Source organism: Lentzea aerocolonigenes (assembly GCF_000974445.1).
Taxonomy (GTDB): Bacteria; Actinomycetota; Actinomycetes; order Mycobacteriales; family Pseudonocardiaceae; genus Lentzea; species Lentzea aerocolonigenes.
On record NZ_BBOJ01000008.1, the window covers coordinates 265,202 to 283,541 of the forward strand.

Sequence of the window (18,340 nt, forward strand, 5' to 3'; positions counted from 1 at the left end):
GAAGGTCGATGCTGTCGCGCATCGAGAAACGGTGTGCGCAGTCCGCAACAGGTCGGAGTGGTTTGAGCGTGGATCCCGTGATTTCGGTCAGGGACCTGTGGAAGGTGTTTGGCTCCAATGCGTCTCAAGTGGTGGCATCGGACGAGCTGAAGTCGTTGTCACGGTCGGAGCTGATGGACCGCACGGGTTCCGTTGCCGCTGTGCGCGGAGTGGACTTCGACGTCGCTCCGGGCGAGATGTTCGTGGTCATGGGCTTGTCCGGGTCGGGCAAGTCCACACTGGTCCGTTGTCTCACGAGACTGGTGGAACCGACCGCGGGCACGATCATGTTCGAAGGCGAGAACATTCTCGAAGCGGACGCCAAACGCCTGCGCGACCTGCGCAGGAACAAGTTCTCCATGGTGTTCCAGCACTTCGGTCTGCTTCCTCACCGCACCGTCGCCGACAACGTCGGTTACGGACTGGAAATCCGCGGGGTACCGCGGGCGAAACGTGGAGAACGATCACAGGAAGTGATCGATCTCGTGGGCCTCTCGGGCTACGAGAAGTCCTATCCGGATCAGCTGTCCGGCGGTATGCAACAGCGCGTCGGGCTTGCGCGCGCGCTCGCCGGTGATCCAGATGTTTTGTTCTTCGATGAACCTTTCTCCGCGCTCGACCCGTTGATCCGGCGCGACATGCAGTCCGAGGTCATCAGGCTGCACCGCGAGGTCGGCAAGACGATGGTCTTCATCACCCACGACCTGAGCGAGGCGCTCAAGCTGGGCGACCGCATCCTGATCATGCGTGACGGTCAGGTCGTGCAGGTCGGCACGGGTGACGAGCTGGTCGGAGCCCCCGCGGACGACTACGTGCGGGACTTCGTGAAGGACGTTCCGCGTTCGCACGTGCTGACCTTGAAGTGGATCATGCGGCCGCCGCGTCCCGAGGATGAACTGGACGGGCCGGAGCTGTCGCCGGAGACCGTCGTACGTGAGGCCGTGCGCAGCGTGCTGAGCGCCGACAAGCCCGTGAAGGTCGTGCGGGACGGCGAGCTGCTCGGCGTGGTGGCTGACGAGGAGATCCTCGGGGTCGTGGCCGGGGAGGCGTGATGGTTGCCGTAGCCGCCCCGCGGCAACTACCTCGCAAGGCCCTGATCATCGGCGCGATCGTGCTCGCCTGGCTGGTGTTGTGGCTGCTCCTGCGCAACATCGGGACGTTGCCGCTGGACGCCTCCGCGATGACGCCGCTGCACCGGTGGATCAACAGCATCAACGACGCGGTCGGTGCGTCCAGGAACTCCAATCCGCTGTTCCTGTACTTCTTCAACGAGATCCGGCTCGTCATCAACGAGTTCGTGACCTTCGTCCAGGCCCTGATCGCGCAGCCGTCGTTCGGGCGGCCGGTGCCGGTGATCGGCTGGCTCGGCGTGGTCGGGATCGCGGGGTTCGTGAGCCTCGTGGTCGCCGGCTGGCGGGTCGCGCTGCTCGCCGTCGCGGGGTTCGTGTTCCTGGGCCTGCAGGGGTTGTGGCAGGAGAGCATGGACACGCTCTCGCTGACGCTCGCCGCCGTCGTGATCTCGTTGCTCATCGGCATTCCGCTGGGCATCTGGGCAGGACTGTCCGATCGGGCCAACCGGGTCATGACACCGGTGCTCGACTTCATGCAGACGATGCCGACGTTCGTCTACTTGGCACCGTTGACGTTGTTCTTCCTGATCGGTCCCGCTTCGGCGACGATCGCGACGCTGATCTACGCGGCGCCGCCGGCGATCAGGATCACCGCGCACGCCATCAGGTCGGTGCCGCGCAACACCGTCGAAGCTTCGGAGTCCCTTGGCGCGACTCGGAAGCAGACGCTGGTGAAGGTGCTGCTGCCGTCCGCGCGCAAGACCATCGTGCTGGGCGTGAACCAGACGATCATGGCCGCGCTGTCCATGGTCACGATCGCCGCGCTGATCGACGCGCCGGGCCTGGGCAAGACGGTCGTGAAGGCGTTGCAGACGCTCGACGTCGGCACGGCGTTCAACGCGGGCCTCGCGATCGTGGTGCTGGCGATCGTGCTGGACCGCGTGACGACCGCCGCGACCGAACGCCGCACGCTTCCGCGCTGGGCGTTGTTCAGCGGCCTCGGCGTGACAGGTGTCACCGTCTACTTCTCCTACACCTACCTGTGGGCGGCGGAGTTCCCGTCCGAAGTGGAGATCGGCAGCTCGATCCGCAAGGGCGCGACGGCCGTGACGGAGTGGGCGCAGGACTCGCTGACGGTGCTCACGGGTGGCTTCAAGGACTTCGTCACCTGGGCGCTGATCAACCCGTTGCAGGCGCTGCTGGCCGAGTCGCCGTGGTTCCTGGTGGCGCTGGTGATCGTGGCGCTGTCGTTCCTGATCGGCGGCGTCCGGTGCGCGGTGGTGTCCGCGGCGTGTGTCGGTCTGCTCGTCGCGACCGGTCTGTGGCAGGACTCGATGATCACGCTGGCGTCCACGCTGGTCGCCACGATCATGGTGATGATCCTCGGCGTCGTGGTCGGCGTGTGGATGGGACGCAGCAGGCGCGCGGACCGGGTCATCAGGCCGATCCTCGACGCCGGCCAGGTGATGCCCGCGTTCGTGTACCTGGTGCCGTTCCTCGCGCTGTTCGCGGCTTCGCGGTTCACCGCGATCATCGCGGCCGTGGTGTTCGCGGCACCGGTCGCCATCAAGATCATCGCTGACGGCATCCGCGCGGTCTCGCCCGCGACGGTGGAAGCTTCCACGGCTCTCGGTTCCAGCTCGTGGCAGACGATCGTGAAGGTGCAGCTCCCGATGGCGCGCGGGGCGTTGACCCTCGCCGCCAACCAGGGACTGATCTACGTGCTCTCGATGGTCGTCGTCGGCGGTCTCGTCGGCGCCGGCGCACTCGGCTACGACGTCGTGGCCGGGTTCTCGCAGAGCAATTTGTACGGCAAGGGGCTCGCGGCAGGTGTCGCGATCGTCGTGCTGGGCGTGATGCTCGACCGCCTCACCCAGGCGGCCGCCAAGCGGTGGACCAACTAGGAGGTCTGGAAAGTGGCAAGGCACAACGTGCTGGGAGCGGTGCTCGTAGGGGCACTCGCGCTTTCAGGTTGCGGTGGCGCCAAGGTCGGTGACTCGTCCTCGGGCGCGACCGGCGACTGCGGCACGTTCAACCTCGCGGTCAACCCGTGGGTCGGCTACGAGGCGAACGCGGCGGTTCTCGCGTACGTGGCCGAGAAGGAACTCAAGTGCAAGGTCACCAAGAAGGAGCTCAAGGAAGAGGTCGCCTGGCAGGGCTTCGGCACCGGTGAGGTCGACGCGGTGGTCGAGAACTGGGGCCACGACGACCTGCGCAAGAAGTACATCGACGAGCAGAAGACCGCCGTCAGCGCGGGTTCGACGGGCGTGAAGGGCCAGATCGGCTGGTACGTGCCGCCGTGGCTCGCCAAGGAGCACCCCGACATCCTGGACTGGAACAACCTCAACAAGTACGCCGACCAGTTCAAGACGTCCGAGTCGGGCGACAAGGGCCAGCTGCTCGACGGCGACCCGTCGTTCGTGACCAACGACGAGGCTCTGGTGAAGAACCTCTCGTTGAACTACAAGGTCGTCTACGGCGGCAGCGAGACCGCGTTGATCCAGGCCTTCCGCCAGGCGGAGAAGGACAAGAAGTGGGTCATCGGCTACTTCTACTCGCCGCAGTGGCTGCTCAACGAGATCAAGCTCGAGAAGGTGAAGCTGCCCGAGTACAAGGCGGGCTGTGACGCCGACGCCGAGAAGGTCGCCTGCGACTACCCGGACTACGACCTCGACAAGATCGTGTCCAAGAAGTTCGCCGATGCCAACGGTCCCGCGTTCCAGTTGGTCAAGAACTTCAAGTGGACCAACGAGGACCAGAACACGGTCGCGAAGTACATCGCCGAGGACAAGATGAAGCCGGAGGACGCGGCCAAGAAGTGGGTCGAGGCCAACGGCGACAAGGTCAAGGCCTGGATGGCCAAGGCCTAGTGCTGTGACTGCCGGTCTTCGCCGTGTTCCGCTGGCCGGACGCGGCGGGGGCCGGCAGTTCCACGTCCGCTGCACACCACGGGGTTGAGTGGGTCGAACGGCTCACCGACCGCGAAACAGCTGACGGCCGGTCGTCTGGACGTTCGAGAGCCCTCGACGTGCGGTGGCAGCACACCCCAGGTCGGCGTCGTGCATCGGCTGCGGCAGGGACGCGACCTGTGACGGTTCGACACGGCAGCGGGAGTGCATCGTCGTCGGGGTCGCGAGCCCGGGCTCACGAACGGGGCAGTCGCGGCCGCGGACGGCACTGCCGGTCGTCCCACCGACCGTGGAGCTGACCCTGCCGGTGGCGAACCGGATCGTCGTCCACCCCCGCTGAGCTCGGCACCCGAGCCGGGAGGACCTCGTCGCCGACCGCGTGGCGGCGTCCATCAACACTCCCGGTCATGGCAGTCGGGTGACGCCGCGAGGTCAACGCGCGGAAAGGCGTCTGCAAGCACTACCGGCCCCCGAGCCGATAGTGATCGCAGACGCCCATACCCCCGGCATCACGCGGCCTGTTGCCCGTTCGGTACCTCAGGCTCGTGCCGATGCGTCATCCGGTGCCACCACGAACGCGGCTGCCCGCCGTTGTGGTAGTACTCCCGGACGCGGCGGGCGTCCTCGTGCAGGGCGGCCTGCCGGTAGTCGATCTCGGCCTTGATCGCTTCGGGCGTCCATTCCATCTGACTCACTCCTCAGTTTCGCCGTGCAGATGTCACTGTTGACGAGGATGAGATTGGTCCTGAGGGGTAGCCCCTCACATCCGACGATCACCTAAGGGACGGCCGCAGGACCCCTTACGCCGGGCTCTCGTAGCTGGATCAGGCGATTCCCGAGGTGCGGGTAAGGGACCACGATCGAAGGCATGACTGTCGCCCACTTACCCATGCGAGCTGCGAAGTTCTTCGATCCGACCACCGAGGTGCACTTCGACGAGGTGCTCGACACCTGGCACGTCTTCAGCCTCAGCGACGTCCAGCGCGTGCTCTTCGACGAGGAGCACTTCTCGGCCGGCTACGGCCTCACCGACGAGACGAGGCCGCTCGCCAACCCCGTCCTCAGCGGCATGTGGGCCGCGGACGGGCAACGCCACCGCGACCTGAGGGTGGCCGTCGCCGACCCGTTCAGCCCTCGCGTGATGTCCCGGCTCGAAGACCAGATCCGCGCGATCGCCACCGAGCTGATCGACGGGCTCGAGCCGTCGGGGTTCGATATCGTGCCGCGCGTCGCTAGGCCGCTGCCCACCAGGGTGATCTGCCACCTGCTCGGCCTCGACCTCAGCGCCGAGACGAAGATGACCGCCTGGATCGACGAGTGGTACCGGGCCTCGGTCACGACCAGCACCGTCCCGCCGCAGAAGGAGATGGCGCGGTACTTCGCCGAGGAGATCGAGCGTCAGCGCACCGAGCCGGAGGGCGGGCTGATCGCCGAACTGCTCGCCGCGCAGACCGGCGGCTACCACGTGGACGGGCGGCCCCTGTCGGACTGGGACCTCGTCGGGTACTGCGCGATGCTGCTGGGCGCCGGCGTCGACACGACGTTCGCGAGCATTCCGAACGCCGTGCTGTTCCTCACCGAACACGGGTGGTGGAGCGAGCTGCACGACGACCCGTCGCTGATCCCCGGTGCCGTCGAGGAGACGATGCGGTGGTACCCGGTCTTCCCAGGCCCGCGTCGGCTGGTGCTGCGGGACGTCGTGATCGGTGGTCAGCAACTCCGGGCGGGCCAGTGGGTGAGCGGGTGGCTCAGCGCCGCCAACCGCGACCCCGCGCGCTACCCGGACCCGAACGTGTTCGACATACGGCGGCGGACCCGCATCATGTCGTTCGGGCACGGGCCGCACCACTGCCTCGGCGCGAACCTCGCGCGGCTGGAGCAGCGGGTGCTGCTGGAGGAGATGGTGCGCCGGCTTCCGTTGCTGCGCAGGGAAACCGGCGCACCGCTCGTGCGGCGGGAGTGGATGCTCGACAACCTCGAGACAGCCACCTTCCGCTTCGACTAGCTGACGCGGGCGTTCGCCGTCGCGCTCTCGGCCGTCGCGCGCACCGCGGTGACGGCGACGAGCTCGTTGTCCGCCGGTTGCGCGTCCTCGTAGTTCGAGTTGATCACGGTCACGAGGTTGAATTCCACCTGGCCGGCCGCCGCGTCGGCGGCCGTGTAGGTGTAGGCGAACGGGAACTCGACCTTGCCGGTGGGCGACGCAGCGACGCGCTGGATCAGGTAGCCGACCTCCTCGTAGTAGCCGTGCACCGACTTGCGCTTCAGCGAGACGCGGACGTTCTCGTCGTAGCGGGTGTTGGTGACCGACACCTTGATCCTCTTGGTCTCGCCCGCGCGCGCCGTGGACGGCACGGACAGGCCGGACAGCTTGACGTCGTGTGTCGCCACCTCCAGCACCTGCTCGGTCGTGCCGGTGCGGCCGTCCTTCGTGGTGCCGGTGACGCGCACCGTGTACTTGCCGTCCTTGGCGTAGCGGTGGCTGACTGCCTGTGTACCGGTGACCGGCGTGGAGGCGCCGTCACCGAACTGGATCTCGCCGCTCACCAGCTCACGGCCGAGCGGATCTCCCGAGCCGGGCTCGAACTGGACGTCGTCGAAGACCGACGGCTGCTCCACGCTCGTGTACGCATTGGGCTTGATGGCCGGGGCGTTCGCGAAGCTCACCTTGAACTGGCCCGCGCTCTCGGCGTCCTGGGCGACGCGGACCAGGTAGCTCTCCCCGGCGGTCGCGGTGAACACCAGGCCGTAGGGGTCCGAGCCGCCCGCGCAGTCCAGTTCGGACAGATCAGCCGCGCGGCGGACGTTCAGCACGGTGGACCAGACCGACCACTTCACGTGCACGATGCGCGTGCGGTCTGGGGTGTAGCGGAACCAGACGGACTGGTTGGCGTCCGGACCACAGCTCGCCGTCAGCTCGTCCGGCTCGCTGGTCGCTCGGCGCAGGTCGCCATCGAGCGTCGCGGGGAATCCGACGACCGTCGCCGACGCACGGTTGTCGTTGGGCGCGGCTGGGATCGTCGTGAGATCGAAGGTGAATTCCCGGCCGTATCCCGCGTAGTTCTCGATGAGTGCGAAGTGGTAGGTCGTGCCGGCCTTCACCGGGAACACGTCGGCGGTGAATCCGGTGTTGTAGGTGCAGGCGCCCGGCACAAGCGTGAGCGCGCCGCGGTCGCCGGTGTACACGCCGATGGTGGGCCCACCGGAGGATGAGACGCGCAGGAACCCGTCCTCCTGCGCGGTGTAGCGCGTCCACACGGTCGACTGACCCCAGTAGTGGCACGCGGTCGGGTCGTCGGTGGCCTTGGTGGCACCGACGGTGGTGAGCTTCGCGCTGAACGGCAGTGCGGTGATCGTCGTGGCGTTGCCGAAGTCGTCGTTCGCGGGCGGGTCGGCGGCGAGTGCGACACCCGGCAACAGTGCGGTGGCCAGTGCGGCCGCCATCGTGGCGATGAAGGTTCTCATTGTGTCCCCCAGGTCAGTTCATGGCCGAGTCGGTCACGGCGGCGGGACGCACGGTCGTCGCGATCGAGATGACCTCGTTGTCCAGCGGGCGTGCGTCCCGCACGGGGTAGGACGGCGACGCCACCGCGCGGAAGGCGACCTTGCCCATCGCCAGGTCCTCGGGGGTGAAGGTGTACGAGAACGGGAACTGCACCTTGCGCGTGGGGTGCGCGGGCACGTCGAGCGTCAACTGCCCGACCTCGTTCCACGACGAGCCGTTGGACCGGTACAACGTGACGGTGGTCTTCTCGAGGTACCGCGTGTTCGCCACGTGCACGGTGATCGGCTTGCTCTGACCGGCCCTTGCGGACGTCGGGACGACGAACTTCGTGATGCCCACGTCGTGGGTCTCGATCTTCACCTCCCCGGTGGCGGTTCCGGTGCGGCCGTCCGCGGAGGTCGCCCTCGTGGTCACGCGGTAGGTGCCGTCGGCCTGGTACCGGTGGCTCACCGAACCCTGCTGGGCCGGCAGGGTCGTGCCGTCGCCGAAGTCCCACTCGGCGGCGAGTTCGCCGTCGTCGGGGGCCGAGTCGGCGTTGAACGCCACGTCGCTGTAGACCGTGTTCCCGTTGCCGCCGATGCCGATGTAGGGCCGCAGGGGCGGCGCCTCGGTCAGGCTCACGGAGATCGGCTGGACGTTGCGGTGTGCGGCGGTGAAGCGCAGGTAGTAGGTCGTGCCGGGAGTGGCCCGGAAGATCGCGCGCTGCGAGGTGTTGCCGTCGGCGCAGGTGACCTCGCGGAGTCCGGTGATGTCACTGCCAGCGTAGACGGTGACGGCCGACGTGTTGCCCTGGACCCTCGGCACCACGGACAGCGCCTCTGCCGGGGCGGTGTAGGAGTACCACACCGACGGTCGCTGCTCGTCGTACACGCAAGTCGACTCGGGCTCGTCGGCCTCGAACGACGCCACGGTCACGTCCGGCTGCGCGGTGAACGGCAACGTGACGGGCTGGGCCTGGGCGAAGTTGTCGTTGGCCGCAGGGGCGAGCTGGTCGAGCGCGAACTTCAGCGTGCCGCCGTAGCCGCCGACGAGGAAGTGGTAGGTCGTGCCCGCCTTGGCGGGGAACGTGATCGGCGAGGTGGCACCGATGCTGCACGCGTCGTCCACGCCGCGCAACTCACCACGCAGGCCCGTGCTGGCTGACGTGATCATGCTCTGGCTGCTTCCGGCGGTCGTGGCCCGCACCAGCACGTCCGCGGTGGGCGTGTAGGAGTACCAGACCGACCGCTCGACGGACGTCTGGCACCAGGTCGGGTCGTCCGCCGCCCTCGTGGCGCCGCCGATGTCCTGCGTGTCGCTGAAGGGCAGGGTCGTGACCTGCGTGGACGTGGAAAAGTCGTCGTTGGACGGTGGTGCCGCGTGTGCCACACCCGGCACCAGCACCCCCATCAGCGCGGCGGTCACGACCGCCAGTGATCGTGCGGAAGGCATGCGAAAGCTCCCCCAAGTCCCCAGACCCCCGCGCCCGAACGGCCGGGAGTTCCCCGGCCCTTAATCGTTCCGGGCGGGACGTGTGTTGCACGTCCCGCCCGAATTGCTCTGTCCGGCCTACTTCTGCATGGCCGTCACATCAGCCGCCCACTGCCAGGGCGCCGCCGTGCCACCGGGCAGCGAGTTGAAGTACTCCCACCCGGCCACTCCACCGAAGTTGGAGTACTTGGTCTTCAACGACATCACGGTGTTCCTGAGCGTGGAGATGCTCACGTAGCCCGACCCGCCGTTGGCCGGGTTGGTGAGCGTGCCGAGCACGACCTTGTTCGCCGGGATCACCCGGCGGTTGATGATCTGGTCGTAGTGGGCGGTGCTGCCCGCGTTGCCCCAGCCGTTGTAGAACTGGCCGTTGAACCATGCGATCTTCGAGCCGTGGCTGCGGTACAGGTCCTCGTAGTTGAAGCCCGACAGGTTGCCGCCTCCCTGCAGCGCACTCGCCACGGGGGACAGCGTCACGATGAAGCCGGCGCCGAAGTCCGCCTTCAGCTGGTCGATCACCCGCCGGATGCCCGCGATCGACATGCGCTCCTCGACGTCGAGGTCGACGCCGTTGAGCTGGTAGGTGCGGATCACGTCCCGCAGCAACGGGTAGTACTCGGTGAACCTGGTGTCGAGCCTGGTGAACGAGCCCGGCGCGGCGCCGCCCACCATGCCGATCACGTTGACGCCGCGAGCCCGCAGCGCGGCGAGGTCCCGCCACATCTGGGTGTACCGCGAGTGCGACGGCGGGTGGTCGTTGAGGTGGACGACCTTGTCCTCGTTGAGGTGGATGGCGGCGACGAGGACGTCGGTCACGCCGGTGTTGCGGTCGATCAGCGGCTTCGGCGAGACGTACGTGCCGGTCGCGCCGTTGCTGTACTGGGTCTGGTAGTAGACGACTGTGCGTTTCTGCGTGGCCGCCTGGGCCGGTGGCGCGGCGAGCGCCACCAGCAGCAGGGCCAGGAACAGCTTCTTCATGCGTTACCTCGTGAATCGCAGGGTGATCACTTGGAACGGGCGCAGCACCACCTCTGCCGACGCGTCACCCAGAGGCCGTTCGAGCAGGTCGGTCTCCTGGATTCCCTTGTGGGCGAAGGAAGTGCTGATGCGGGCGCGGGCTCGGCCGCCGTGCGCCTCGTAGAGCCGGACGACGACGTCGCCCGACCGGTCGTCGGCCAGTTTCACGGCCTCGACCCTGACCGCGGGGTTGTCCGTGGACACCAGCGGTTCCGGTGTCACGGAGCCGCGGACGACCTGCGGCGGCAGGTTGATGCGACAGCCGGCGTCGATGGCGGCCGGGAGGTCGCCGATCACCAGGGCGTAGCGGAAGCGGTGCTCGCCCTGGTCAGTTTCCGGGTCGGGAAAGCGAGGCGCGCGCAGCAGGGACAGGCGCACGGTCGTGGTGGTTCCGCCGTCCTCACGGGTCGTGCGGGTGACCTCGTGGCCGTAGGTCGAGTCGTTGACGACCGCGACGCCGTAACCGGGCTCGCCGACGTGCAGGAAGCGGTGGGCGCAGATCTCGAACTTCGCGGCCTCCCACGAGGTGTTGGTGTGCACCGGGCGGTGCAGGTGGCCGAACTGGGTCTCCGCGGCCGAGACCTCGGCGCGCAGGTCGAGCGGGAACGCGATCTTGAGCAGCTTCTCCCGTTCCTGCCAGTCGATCTCGGTTTCGAAGTCGACCTGCTTCGCGCGCTCGCGCAGCCGGATCGTCTGGGTGAGCACCGAGTTGCCGAACTTGGCCCTGACCACGATGCCGTCGGAGGTGTCGACCCGTTCGGACGGGATCAGGTCGGCCTTCCAGTTGCGGTAGAACGGGTCGATGTCCCAGGCGTCCCACTGGTTCGGGTTGTCGCGGTGCAGCTGCGGCATCCCCGCGAACCCGTGCGGCGGCAGGACCTCCCGGTCGTTCTCCAGGTCGAGGATCGAGGTCACGATGCCGTCGGTGTCGATCGTGACGCGCAGCCGGCCGTTGTCCAGCACGCCGTTCTCCGGCGCCACGAACGGCTCGGGCGCGTCGCCGCCGAGCACGTCGAACGTCAGCTCGTCGTCGCCGTCACCCTTCAGAACGTCGATGGCCTGCGCGGTCAGGGCCTTCAGCTCCGACGCCACACGGGCGTAGGTGGCCTCGGCCTCGCGGTGCACCCAGGCGATCGAGCTGCCCGGCAGGATGTCGTGGAACTGGTGCAGCAGCACGGTCTTCCACAACCGGTCGAGCTCGTCGTACGGGTAGTCGGCGCCGGCGAGAGCGGCGGCCGTGGACCAGTGCTCGGCCTCGCGCAGCAGGTGTTCGCTGCGGCGGTTGCCCTGCTTGGTCTTGGCCTGCGTGGTGTAGGTGGCGCGGTGCTTCTCCAGGTACAGCTCGCCCGCCCACACCGGGGCGTCCGGGTACTCGTCCTGCGCGGCCTGGAAGAACTCGCGCGGAGGTTCCACGCGAACCGTCGGTGAGCCTTCGAGGTTCGCCACGCGGTGCGCGGTCTCCATCATCTCGCGGGTGGGGCCGCCACCGCCGTCGCCGTAGCCGAACGGCACCAGCGAGCGGGAAGCCTTGGCGTGCTCGGCGAACTGGCGTGACGCGCGGGCCAGTTCCTCGCCGGACAGCGACGAGTTGTAGGTGTCGACGGGCGGGAAGTGCGTGAAGATCCGCGTGCCGTCGATGCCCTCCCACCAGAACGTGTGGTGCGGGAACTTGTTGATCTGGTTCCACGACAGCTTCTGGGTGAGGAACCAGCGCGACCCGCTCAGCTTGATCAGCTGGGGAAGCGCGGCGCTGTAGCCGAAGGAGTCCGGCAGCCAGACCTCTTCGGTCTCGACACCGAAGTTGTCCAGGAAGAAGCGCTTGCCGTGCACGAGCTGGCGCGCCATCGCCTCTCCGCCGGGCATGTTCGTGTCCGACTCGACCCACATGCCGCCGACCGGCACGAACTGGCCGGCGCGGACCTTCTCGCGGACGCGGTCCCAGACGTGCGGGTGGTGCTCCTTCATCCACGCGTACTGCTGGGCCTGGGAGCACGCGAAGTAGAAGTCCGGGTAGGAGTCCATGAGCTTGGTGACGTTGGAGAACGTGCGCGCGCACTTGCGGACCGTCTCGCGCAGCGGCCACAGCCACGCGGAGTCGATGTGCGCGTGGCCGATCGCGGAGATCTTGTGCGCGGAGGCGTTCGCGGGCAACGAGAGCACGTGCTCCAGCTCGGCCCGGGCCAGGTCGGCGGTCGCGGCCACCTCGCCCGGGTCGAGCGCGTCCATCGCCCGGTCCAGCGCGTGCAGAACCTTGTGCCGGCGCGGGTCGTGGTCCGGCAGTTCCTTCATCAGGCTTTGGAGCACCTCGATGTCGAGCATCAGGTGCCAGACCTGCGGCTGGAACACCGCGAGCTCGGCCTTGAGGATCTTGTACAACGGGTCGGTGCCCGCCGTTTCCTTGTCGCCCAGCGGGGTCGGCAGGAACGGGTGGAAGTCGAGGATCGTCGGGTTGCCCGCGGCTTCGAGGTAGAAGAGGACCTCGTCACCGTCGACCGGGAGGTAGGTGTTGCGCGGCTCGATGCCCTTGATCGGCTCGCCCTGCGCGTTGTAGGCGAGGCCCTCGGACTGGAAACCGGGGCCGGGGTGGGTGAAGCCGAGGTCCAGCACGACCTCGACCTGCTTGCCCTGCCACGCCTGCGGGACCTGCCCGGTCAGCCGGAACCAGCTCGTGCTCCACGGCGCACCCCACGCGTCGCCGACGCTCGCCGGTGCGTAGGTGGCCTGGAGGGCTTCGGCGACAGGGACGGGCTCGTCCGGGACGTTCCAGACGGCGAGCTCCAACGGTGCGGTCTCGCCGTAGATCGCCGGGCGGATGCGTTCCTTCAGCGTGCGGTTGAGTCGTTCTTCCAGCAGCGCGCGTTCGTCGTGCACTTCGTCGTCACCCCAGCTCGATCGAGGCCCGCACGCCGTTGCGCGCGAGAGACATCCACTCTTCGAAGAAAGCGCCACCAGGTCCCCACGAGGGCCGGTCGCCGTGCAGCGTGATCGGTGTGCGCTCGGCGGGTGCCGGCGCGGCCTCGCGCACGATCCTGGCGATCGCCTCCCCGAGCGGCTTGACCTTGCGTTCCGTCGTGAGCAACCCCAACTCGTACTCGCGTTCGGGGAAGTCCACCAACGCGCGGTCGACGTCGTGCGAGCACCACCACGTGACGCCCCACAGGTTCGAGCAGGTCAGCGCGTTCGCAAGCGTTTGCTCGGCGAACTGGGGTGCCTGCTCGGCGCTGATCTCGGGCTGGGCGGCACCGACCTCCTGCAGCCACACCGGGCGTCGCGGGTCCTCGGCGTGCGCCTTGGCCAGTTCCACCAGGTACTCGGCGTGATGAACGCTCTCAGGCGAGAGGGGGCCGTAGCGCTGTGCCGTGCCGTTGAACACCCACGAGTGCACGGTGGTCATCGCGCCCTTGTTGGCCGCGTGCTCGGGCAGGAACGAGTGCTCGCTCTCGTACCAGACCGCGTCGTACTCGGAGTGCACGTGCGGCAGGCCCGGTGCGGCACTGTCGCACTCCGCGAGCAGGGTGTCGATCCACTCCGACGCCTGCTCGGGGGTGCACGGGTTCGACTCGGTGAGCAGGTTGACCTCGTTGCCCAGCGTGAAGCCGAGGAAGTTCGGCTTGTCGCGCAACGCCTCCGCGAGCGTGCGGACGTAGAACCTCTGTCCGCTGATCACGTCCGCGTCGGTGAAGATGTTGCGGCGGTGCCAGGTCTGCACCCAGGACGGGTAGAAGTCGAAGCTCGACAGGTGTCCCTGCAGCACGTCGACCTGCACGTCCAGGCCGGTCTCGCGGGCTGCGTCGACCATCCGGGCGAGCTGCTCGACGGCGGTGGGGCGGACGAGACCGCGGTTGGGCTGGAACACCGGCCACAGCGGGAAGACCCGCACGTGGTCGAGGCCCAGGTTCGCGATGGACTCGAAGTCGGCTTTGACGTCGTCGAGGGAGAAGTCGAGCCAGTGGTGGAACCAGCCGGTGGACGGGGTGTAGTTCACGCCGAAACGCACAGTGTTCAATTCCTCTTGGTTTCTATCCCTTGATGGCGCCTTCTCCCACACCGCGGAAGAAGTGCTTTTGCAGCAACAGGAACAGCAGGATCAGCGGGAGGACGGCGATGATCGTGCCCGCCGCCACCAGCCGCTGGTTCTGCACGAACGTGCCCTGGAGGTACGCCAGGCCGATGGTGAGCGTGTACTTCTGCTGGTCGCTGAGCACCACGAGCGGCCAGAGGAAGTCGTCCCAGCTGAACATGAACGAGAACAGCGCCACCACGACCAGCGTGCCCTTCACCGACGGCAGCGCGAGGCGGGTGAAGCGCTGCCACGCGTTGGCGCCGTCGATGACCGCGGCTTCCTCGACTTCGGCGGGCAGTGCGAGGAAGGCGTTGCGCAGCAACAGTACGTTGAGCGCGGCGATCGAGCCGGGCAGGACGACGCCGGTGAGCGTGTTGGTGAGGCCGAGCCCGCGCATCACCAGGAACAGCGAGATCAGGATCGCCTCGAACGGCACCAGGATGCTGCTCGCGAAGATCACCGCGGCGAACCTGCGGCCCTTGAACTTCAGCCGTGCCAGCGCGTAGCCGGCCATGGCCGCGCCCAGGCAGTTGGTGATGACGTTGACGCCCGCCACACCGAGCGAGTTGAGCGCGAACGTCCAGACCGGTACCACCTCGGCGACCGCGGCGTAGTTGCCGAACGTCGGGTCGTCCGGGATGAAGTCGGGGACGAAGACGTCCTCGCCCGGTCCCTTGATGCTGGTCGCGAACTGCCAGAGGAACGGTCCGATGCTGATCGCGAGGATGCTCAGGAGTCCCAGGTAGCGCAGTGCCAGTTTGTAGTGGGCCGGTTTCACAGCTGGTCCTCCCTGCGGTTGAGCTTGAGGGTGATCAGCAGCAGGCCCAGCAGGATCACGAACAGCACGAAGCTCAGCGCCGAGGCGTACCCGACCTCGCCGGTGAGGCCGCGGCCGACCGACTGGATGAGCATCACCATCGTGGTGCCGGCCCCGCCCGGTCCGCCGGTGCCGCCGGAGAGCAGGTAGATCTCGGAGAACACGCGGAAGCCGTTGACCGCGCTCAGCGCCGCGATGAGCACCATGGTCGGCCTGAGCGCGGGCACGGTGACCGACCAGAAGCGGCGCACCGGTCCCGCGCCGTCGACCATCGCGGCCTCGTGCAGGTCCTTCGGCACGTTCGCGAGCGCGGCCAGGTAGATCACCATGTAGTAGCCGAGGCCGCGCCAGACCGTGACGACCATGGAGCTGACGAGCAGCAGCGTCGAGTCGGTGAGGAACGGGATCCTCGTGCCACCCAACGCTTCCACGACGCTGTTCACCAGGCCGCGGCTGTCGAGCAGCCAGGTCCAGATGAGGCCGACCACGACCGCGGACGCGATGACCGGCGTGAAGAACGCCGTGCGGAAGATCCCGATGCCCGGCACGACCTTCTGCGCGAGCATCGCGATCAGCAGCGGCAACAGCACCAGTGGTGGGACCACGCCGATCATGTAGAGCAGGCTGTTGCGCGCGGCCAGCCAGAACTTGGGGTCCTGCGCCATCCGCACGAAGTTGTCGACGCCGGTGAACTGGCCGCCGCCCAGCGCGCTCGCGTCCGTGAACGCGAGCACGATCATGTTCAGGAACGGGAAGATCGTGAACATGAGGCAGACGGCCAGTCCTGGCAACAGGAACAGCCACGGCGTGTAGGGCCTGTGCGTCATTTTCCGGGGATCACTTGAGGAGCCGGTTGCACTCGGCGACGGCGTCGTCGAGGGCCTGTTTGGCGGACTTCTTGCCGAGCATGGCGTCCGCGAGCTGTTGCAGCAGCGCCTCGCGCATCTGGTCGCTGAACTGCACGGGCGTGTAGTTGACGGCGGTCTTGAGCTGCTTGGCCGCCGCGACGCGCACGCGTGCCTCGTCGCTGCCGTCCTCCGTGGTGAAGTAGGGGTCGTCGCCGCCCTTGCTGGTGGAGGGGAAGATCGAGGCGAGCTTGGCGAACTTCACCTGGTTCTCGGCGTTGGTGACGAACCGGCCGAACGCGAGCGCCGTCGCCTGGTTCTTGCTGCTCTTGGGCACGCTCACGCCGTGCAGGAACATGTTGGCGCTGCCCGTGTTCGTGATGGGCTTGGTGATGCCGATGTTCGCGTACAGGCTGGGCGCGTCGGTCTTGAACTTGCCGAGGTCGTACGCGCTGCCGGGGTTGAGCGCGGTCTGCTGCGCCATGAACTTCGCGCCGGCGCCGGTGTAGTTCTGCGTCAGCGCCTCGGGGATCAGCGCGCCCACGTCGTACATCCGCTTGTAGGTCTCGACGAACTCGACGCCCTTGGGTTCGTTGAACGTGAACTTGTCGTTCTCGAACACCTTCACGCCGTAGAGCCCGAAGTCGGCGATGGACGGCGTCTGGCCGAGCATCGCGACCTTCTTCTGTGCGAGCTGAAGGGCCTGCTGCTCCAGCTCCTTGAAGTTCGTCGGCGGCTTGTTCGGGTCGAGGCCTGCCTGCGTGAACAGGGCCTTGTTGTAGAAGATCGGGCCGGTGTTGAGGTACCAGGGGAAGCCGTAGCAGCCGCCCTTGCCGGGGATCTCGAACGCCTGCCAGGCGTTCTCGAGGTACTCGGGCTTGGCGTCTTTCAGGCTCTCGTCGAGGTTCACGAGCTGCCCTGCCTTGGCGAGCGGGAAGCTGAGGTCCGGCGGCACGTTGATCACGTCGGGGAGGCTCCCCGCGCTCGCGTCGGCCATGACCTTGGCCAGGTACCCGTCCGCGGGCTGGTCCACCCACTTCACGGTGGTGCCCTGGTGCTGCTTCTGGAACGCGTCGATGACACCGTTGACGTAATCGGTGTACTTGGGCTTGAGAGACCAGGTCTGGAACGTGATCTCACCGGTGACCTGGCCGGACGCCGACGAGTTGCTCGCGGTGTTGCTCGACAGACCACAGCCCGCGACGGACGACGTGATCGGGAGGGCCACCAGGCCCGCGAGGAACGTGCGCCTCTTCATTGACACCCACCTCCTTGGACGCGGACCCTAGCTAAACCGGTTTATCTCCGGCTAGCCTCCGAACGTCTAGTTGTCTTGTTCCGGACAGAGCGGGGTTGTCGTGAAGAGGCCGACGATCAAGGACATCGCGGCTGCCGCGGGCGTGTCCAAAGGGGCCGTGTCGTTGGCCCTGAACGGCCGGTCAGGGGTGTCCGAGCAGACTCGCGCGCGCGTGCTGGCGGTGGCGTCGTCCCTGGGGTACCGGCCTTCGGTGACCGCGCGGGCGCTGTCGTCCGCGTCGGCCGACGCGGTGGGGCTGGTGCTGGTGCGGCCGCCGCGGGCGTTGGGGGACGAGGCGTTCTTCTTCCAGCTGATCGCCGGGATGCAGTCCGCGATGTCTTCCGCGTTGCTGCTGCAGGTGGTGGAGTCGCGCGAGGCGGAGATCGAGCTGTATCGGCGGTGGTGGGCGGAGCACCGAGTTGACGGGGTGTTCCTCGTGGATCTGCTGGTGTCGGATCCGCGGGTGGAGTTGATGTCGTCGTTGGGGCTGCCGGCTGTTGTGGTGGGTGGGGCCGGGCACCACGGGGAGCTGGCATCCGTGTGGGCTGATGACTACGCGGCGATGACTTCTGTTGTGGAGTATTTGAAGTCGTTGGGGCATCGGCGGATTGCCCGGATTGCCGGGTTGGGGTCGTTGTTGCACACGGTGCGGCGGGATGAGGCGTTTGCTTCGTCTGTTGTGGACGGTGGTGCGAGCGGTGGTGTGGACGGTGTTGTGGTGTACGGGGACTACTCGGCGGAGTCCGGGGCCGCTGCTACTCGGGAGTTGTTGTCGCGCGGTGATCGTCCTACGGCGATCGTTTACGACAACGATGTGATGGCCGTGGCTGGGGTCGAGGTTGCTTCTTCGTTGGGGGTTGCGGTGCCTGCGGAGTTGTCGATTGTTGCTTGGGACGACTCGGTTTTGTGTCAGCACGGGCGGTTGACTGCGTTGTCTCGGGACACGTTCGCGTTTGGGGCTCGGGCGGCTCGGGCGTTGTTGGCTGTGGTGGGTGGGGCTTTGCCCACGGATGTCGAGGATGTGTTGCCTGAGTTGGTGGTTCGGGGGTCTTCTGGGGGCGCGCCGGGTGCGTAGGTCGTCCCCCTGGTGCGTTGGCGGCTTGCTGTTTGGTGTCCGATAGGTGGTCTTGTTGCGTGCTTGGGGTGCCGGTTGCGTGCTGGGTGCCGGTTGCGTGCTTCCCCTTTTCTGGGGCGCCGCCCCAGACCCCGCCAATCTGATCAAGGACCAGTCCAGCGCCGTGGGCGGGTTGATGGCACGCCTGTTGCTTTCGGCGGCTGCGCGTTGCGTTGGTGGTGCGGTTCGGGCGG

The 18,340-nt window shown here is 67.4% G+C and carries 14 protein-coding genes; 5 read left to right on the top strand and 9 right to left on the bottom strand.

The genetic code is table 11. From position 1 onward, the window contains the following. Nucleotides 1-173 precede the first annotated feature (173 nt). Genes AOM45_RS17770 through AOM45_RS17780 form a run of 3 tightly spaced genes read left to right on the top strand, consistent with a single transcriptional unit; the run spans nucleotide 174 to nucleotide 3,979 of the window. A complete protein-coding gene (locus tag AOM45_RS17770; RefSeq protein WP_211262999.1) occupies nucleotides 174-1,091 on the top strand; it encodes a quaternary amine ABC transporter ATP-binding protein in 918 nt (305 codons plus the stop codon). Further along, nucleotides 1,091-3,013: an ABC transporter permease gene (locus AOM45_RS17775; protein WP_030468174.1), complete on the top strand. Its 1,923-nt coding sequence runs from the start codon at nucleotides 1,091-1,093 to the stop codon at nucleotides 3,011-3,013. The genes AOM45_RS17770 and AOM45_RS17775 overlap by 1 nt, the downstream gene beginning before the upstream one ends. 12 nt (nucleotides 3,014-3,025) lie before the next feature. Next, complete coding sequence (locus AOM45_RS17780) at nucleotides 3,026-3,979, top strand: ABC transporter substrate-binding protein (RefSeq protein WP_030468173.1); 954 nt, start codon at nucleotides 3,026-3,028, stop codon at nucleotides 3,977-3,979. A gap of 548 nt (nucleotides 3,980-4,527) precedes the next feature. Here AOM45_RS17780 and AOM45_RS50915 read toward each other — a convergent pair. Next, nucleotides 4,528-4,704 (bottom strand): hypothetical protein, encoded by a 177-nt coding sequence (locus tag AOM45_RS50915; RefSeq protein WP_156093867.1) that lies wholly within the window; start codon nucleotides 4,702-4,704, stop codon nucleotides 4,528-4,530. A 182-nt stretch (nucleotides 4,705-4,886) separates the two neighbouring features. On the opposite strand from AOM45_RS50915, the gene AOM45_RS17790 reads away from it, so the two are divergent. Then, on the top strand, nucleotides 4,887-6,023 hold the full coding sequence (locus AOM45_RS17790; protein ID WP_156093866.1) for a cytochrome P450: 1,137 nt from the start codon (nucleotides 4,887-4,889) through the stop codon (nucleotides 6,021-6,023). On the opposite strand, the gene AOM45_RS17795 is transcribed toward AOM45_RS17790, so the two are convergent. The 8 genes from AOM45_RS17795 to AOM45_RS17830 form a co-directional block, all read right to left on the bottom strand. Continuing rightward, nucleotides 6,020-7,483, bottom strand: a complete 1,464-nt coding sequence (locus AOM45_RS17795; RefSeq protein WP_030468170.1) for a PKD domain-containing protein — start codon at nucleotides 7,481-7,483, stop codon at nucleotides 6,020-6,022. The two genes, AOM45_RS17790 and AOM45_RS17795, sit on opposite strands and share 4 nt — an antisense overlap. Before the next feature lie 13 nt (nucleotides 7,484-7,496). Then, nucleotides 7,497-8,954 carry a PKD domain-containing protein gene (locus AOM45_RS17800; RefSeq protein WP_081902178.1) on the bottom strand — a complete coding sequence of 486 codons (1,458 nt, stop codon included), beginning with the start codon at nucleotides 8,952-8,954 and terminating at the stop codon, nucleotides 7,497-7,499. Nucleotides 8,955-9,071: 117 nt separating this feature from the next. Continuing rightward, nucleotides 9,072-9,971 (bottom strand): glycoside hydrolase family 18 protein, encoded by a 900-nt coding sequence (locus AOM45_RS17805; RefSeq protein WP_030468168.1) that lies wholly within the window; start codon nucleotides 9,969-9,971, stop codon nucleotides 9,072-9,074. Between the two features lie 3 nt (nucleotides 9,972-9,974). Next, nucleotides 9,975-12,881 carry an alpha-mannosidase gene (locus tag AOM45_RS17810; protein ID WP_030468167.1) on the bottom strand — a complete coding sequence of 969 codons (2,907 nt, stop codon included), beginning with the start codon at nucleotides 12,879-12,881 and terminating at the stop codon, nucleotides 9,975-9,977. Nucleotides 12,882-12,888: 7 nt separating this feature from the next. Beyond that, complete coding sequence (locus AOM45_RS17815; RefSeq protein ID WP_059362564.1) at nucleotides 12,889-14,007, bottom strand: glycoside hydrolase 5 family protein; 1,119 nt, start codon at nucleotides 14,005-14,007, stop codon at nucleotides 12,889-12,891. Nucleotides 14,008-14,029: 22 nt separating this feature from the next. Next, complete coding sequence (locus AOM45_RS17820) at nucleotides 14,030-14,851, bottom strand: carbohydrate ABC transporter permease (protein ID WP_030468165.1); 822 nt, start codon at nucleotides 14,849-14,851, stop codon at nucleotides 14,030-14,032. Further along, nucleotides 14,848-15,717, bottom strand: coding sequence for a carbohydrate ABC transporter permease (locus AOM45_RS17825; RefSeq protein WP_030468164.1), 870 nt, complete (start codon nucleotides 15,715-15,717; stop codon nucleotides 14,848-14,850). Before AOM45_RS17825 ends, AOM45_RS17820 begins: the two co-directional genes overlap by 4 nt. A gap of 10 nt (nucleotides 15,718-15,727) precedes the next feature. After that, complete coding sequence (locus tag AOM45_RS17830; RefSeq protein ID WP_156093865.1) at nucleotides 15,728-16,993, bottom strand: ABC transporter substrate-binding protein; 1,266 nt, start codon at nucleotides 16,991-16,993, stop codon at nucleotides 15,728-15,730. Between the two features lie 100 nt (nucleotides 16,994-17,093). On the opposite strand from AOM45_RS17830, the gene AOM45_RS17835 reads away from it, so the two are divergent. Next, complete coding sequence (locus AOM45_RS17835; RefSeq protein ID WP_030468162.1) at nucleotides 17,094-18,107, top strand: LacI family DNA-binding transcriptional regulator; 1,014 nt, start codon at nucleotides 17,094-17,096, stop codon at nucleotides 18,105-18,107. Nucleotides 18,108-18,340 lie beyond the last annotated feature (233 nt).

Excerpts from the sequence above, each read along its gene's own strand:
- AOM45_RS17825 (WP_030468164.1), bottom strand. The coding sequence starts at position 15,717 with ATGACGCACAGGCCCTACACGCCGTGGCTGTTCCTGTTGCCAGGACTG.
- AOM45_RS17805 (WP_030468168.1), bottom strand. The coding sequence starts at position 9,971 with ATGAAGAAGCTGTTCCTGGCCCTGCTGCTGGTGGCGCTCGCCGCGCCA.
- AOM45_RS17795 (WP_030468170.1), bottom strand. The coding sequence starts at position 7,483 with ATGAGAACCTTCATCGCCACGATGGCGGCCGCACTGGCCACCGCACTG.
- AOM45_RS17790 (WP_156093866.1), top strand. The coding sequence starts at position 4,887 with ATGACTGTCGCCCACTTACCCATGCGAGCTGCGAAGTTCTTCGATCCG.
- AOM45_RS17830 (WP_156093865.1), bottom strand. The coding sequence starts at position 16,993 with ATGAAGAGGCGCACGTTCCTCGCGGGCCTGGTGGCCCTCCCGATCACG.
- AOM45_RS17775 (WP_030468174.1), top strand. The coding sequence starts at position 1,091 with ATGGTTGCCGTAGCCGCCCCGCGGCAACTACCTCGCAAGGCCCTGATC.
- AOM45_RS50915 (WP_156093867.1), bottom strand. The coding sequence starts at position 4,704 with ATGGAATGGACGCCCGAAGCGATCAAGGCCGAGATCGACTACCGGCAG.
- AOM45_RS17800 (WP_081902178.1), bottom strand. The coding sequence starts at position 8,954 with ATGCCTTCCGCACGATCACTGGCGGTCGTGACCGCCGCGCTGATGGGG.
- AOM45_RS17770 (WP_211262999.1), top strand. The coding sequence starts at position 174 with ATGGACCGCACGGGTTCCGTTGCCGCTGTGCGCGGAGTGGACTTCGAC.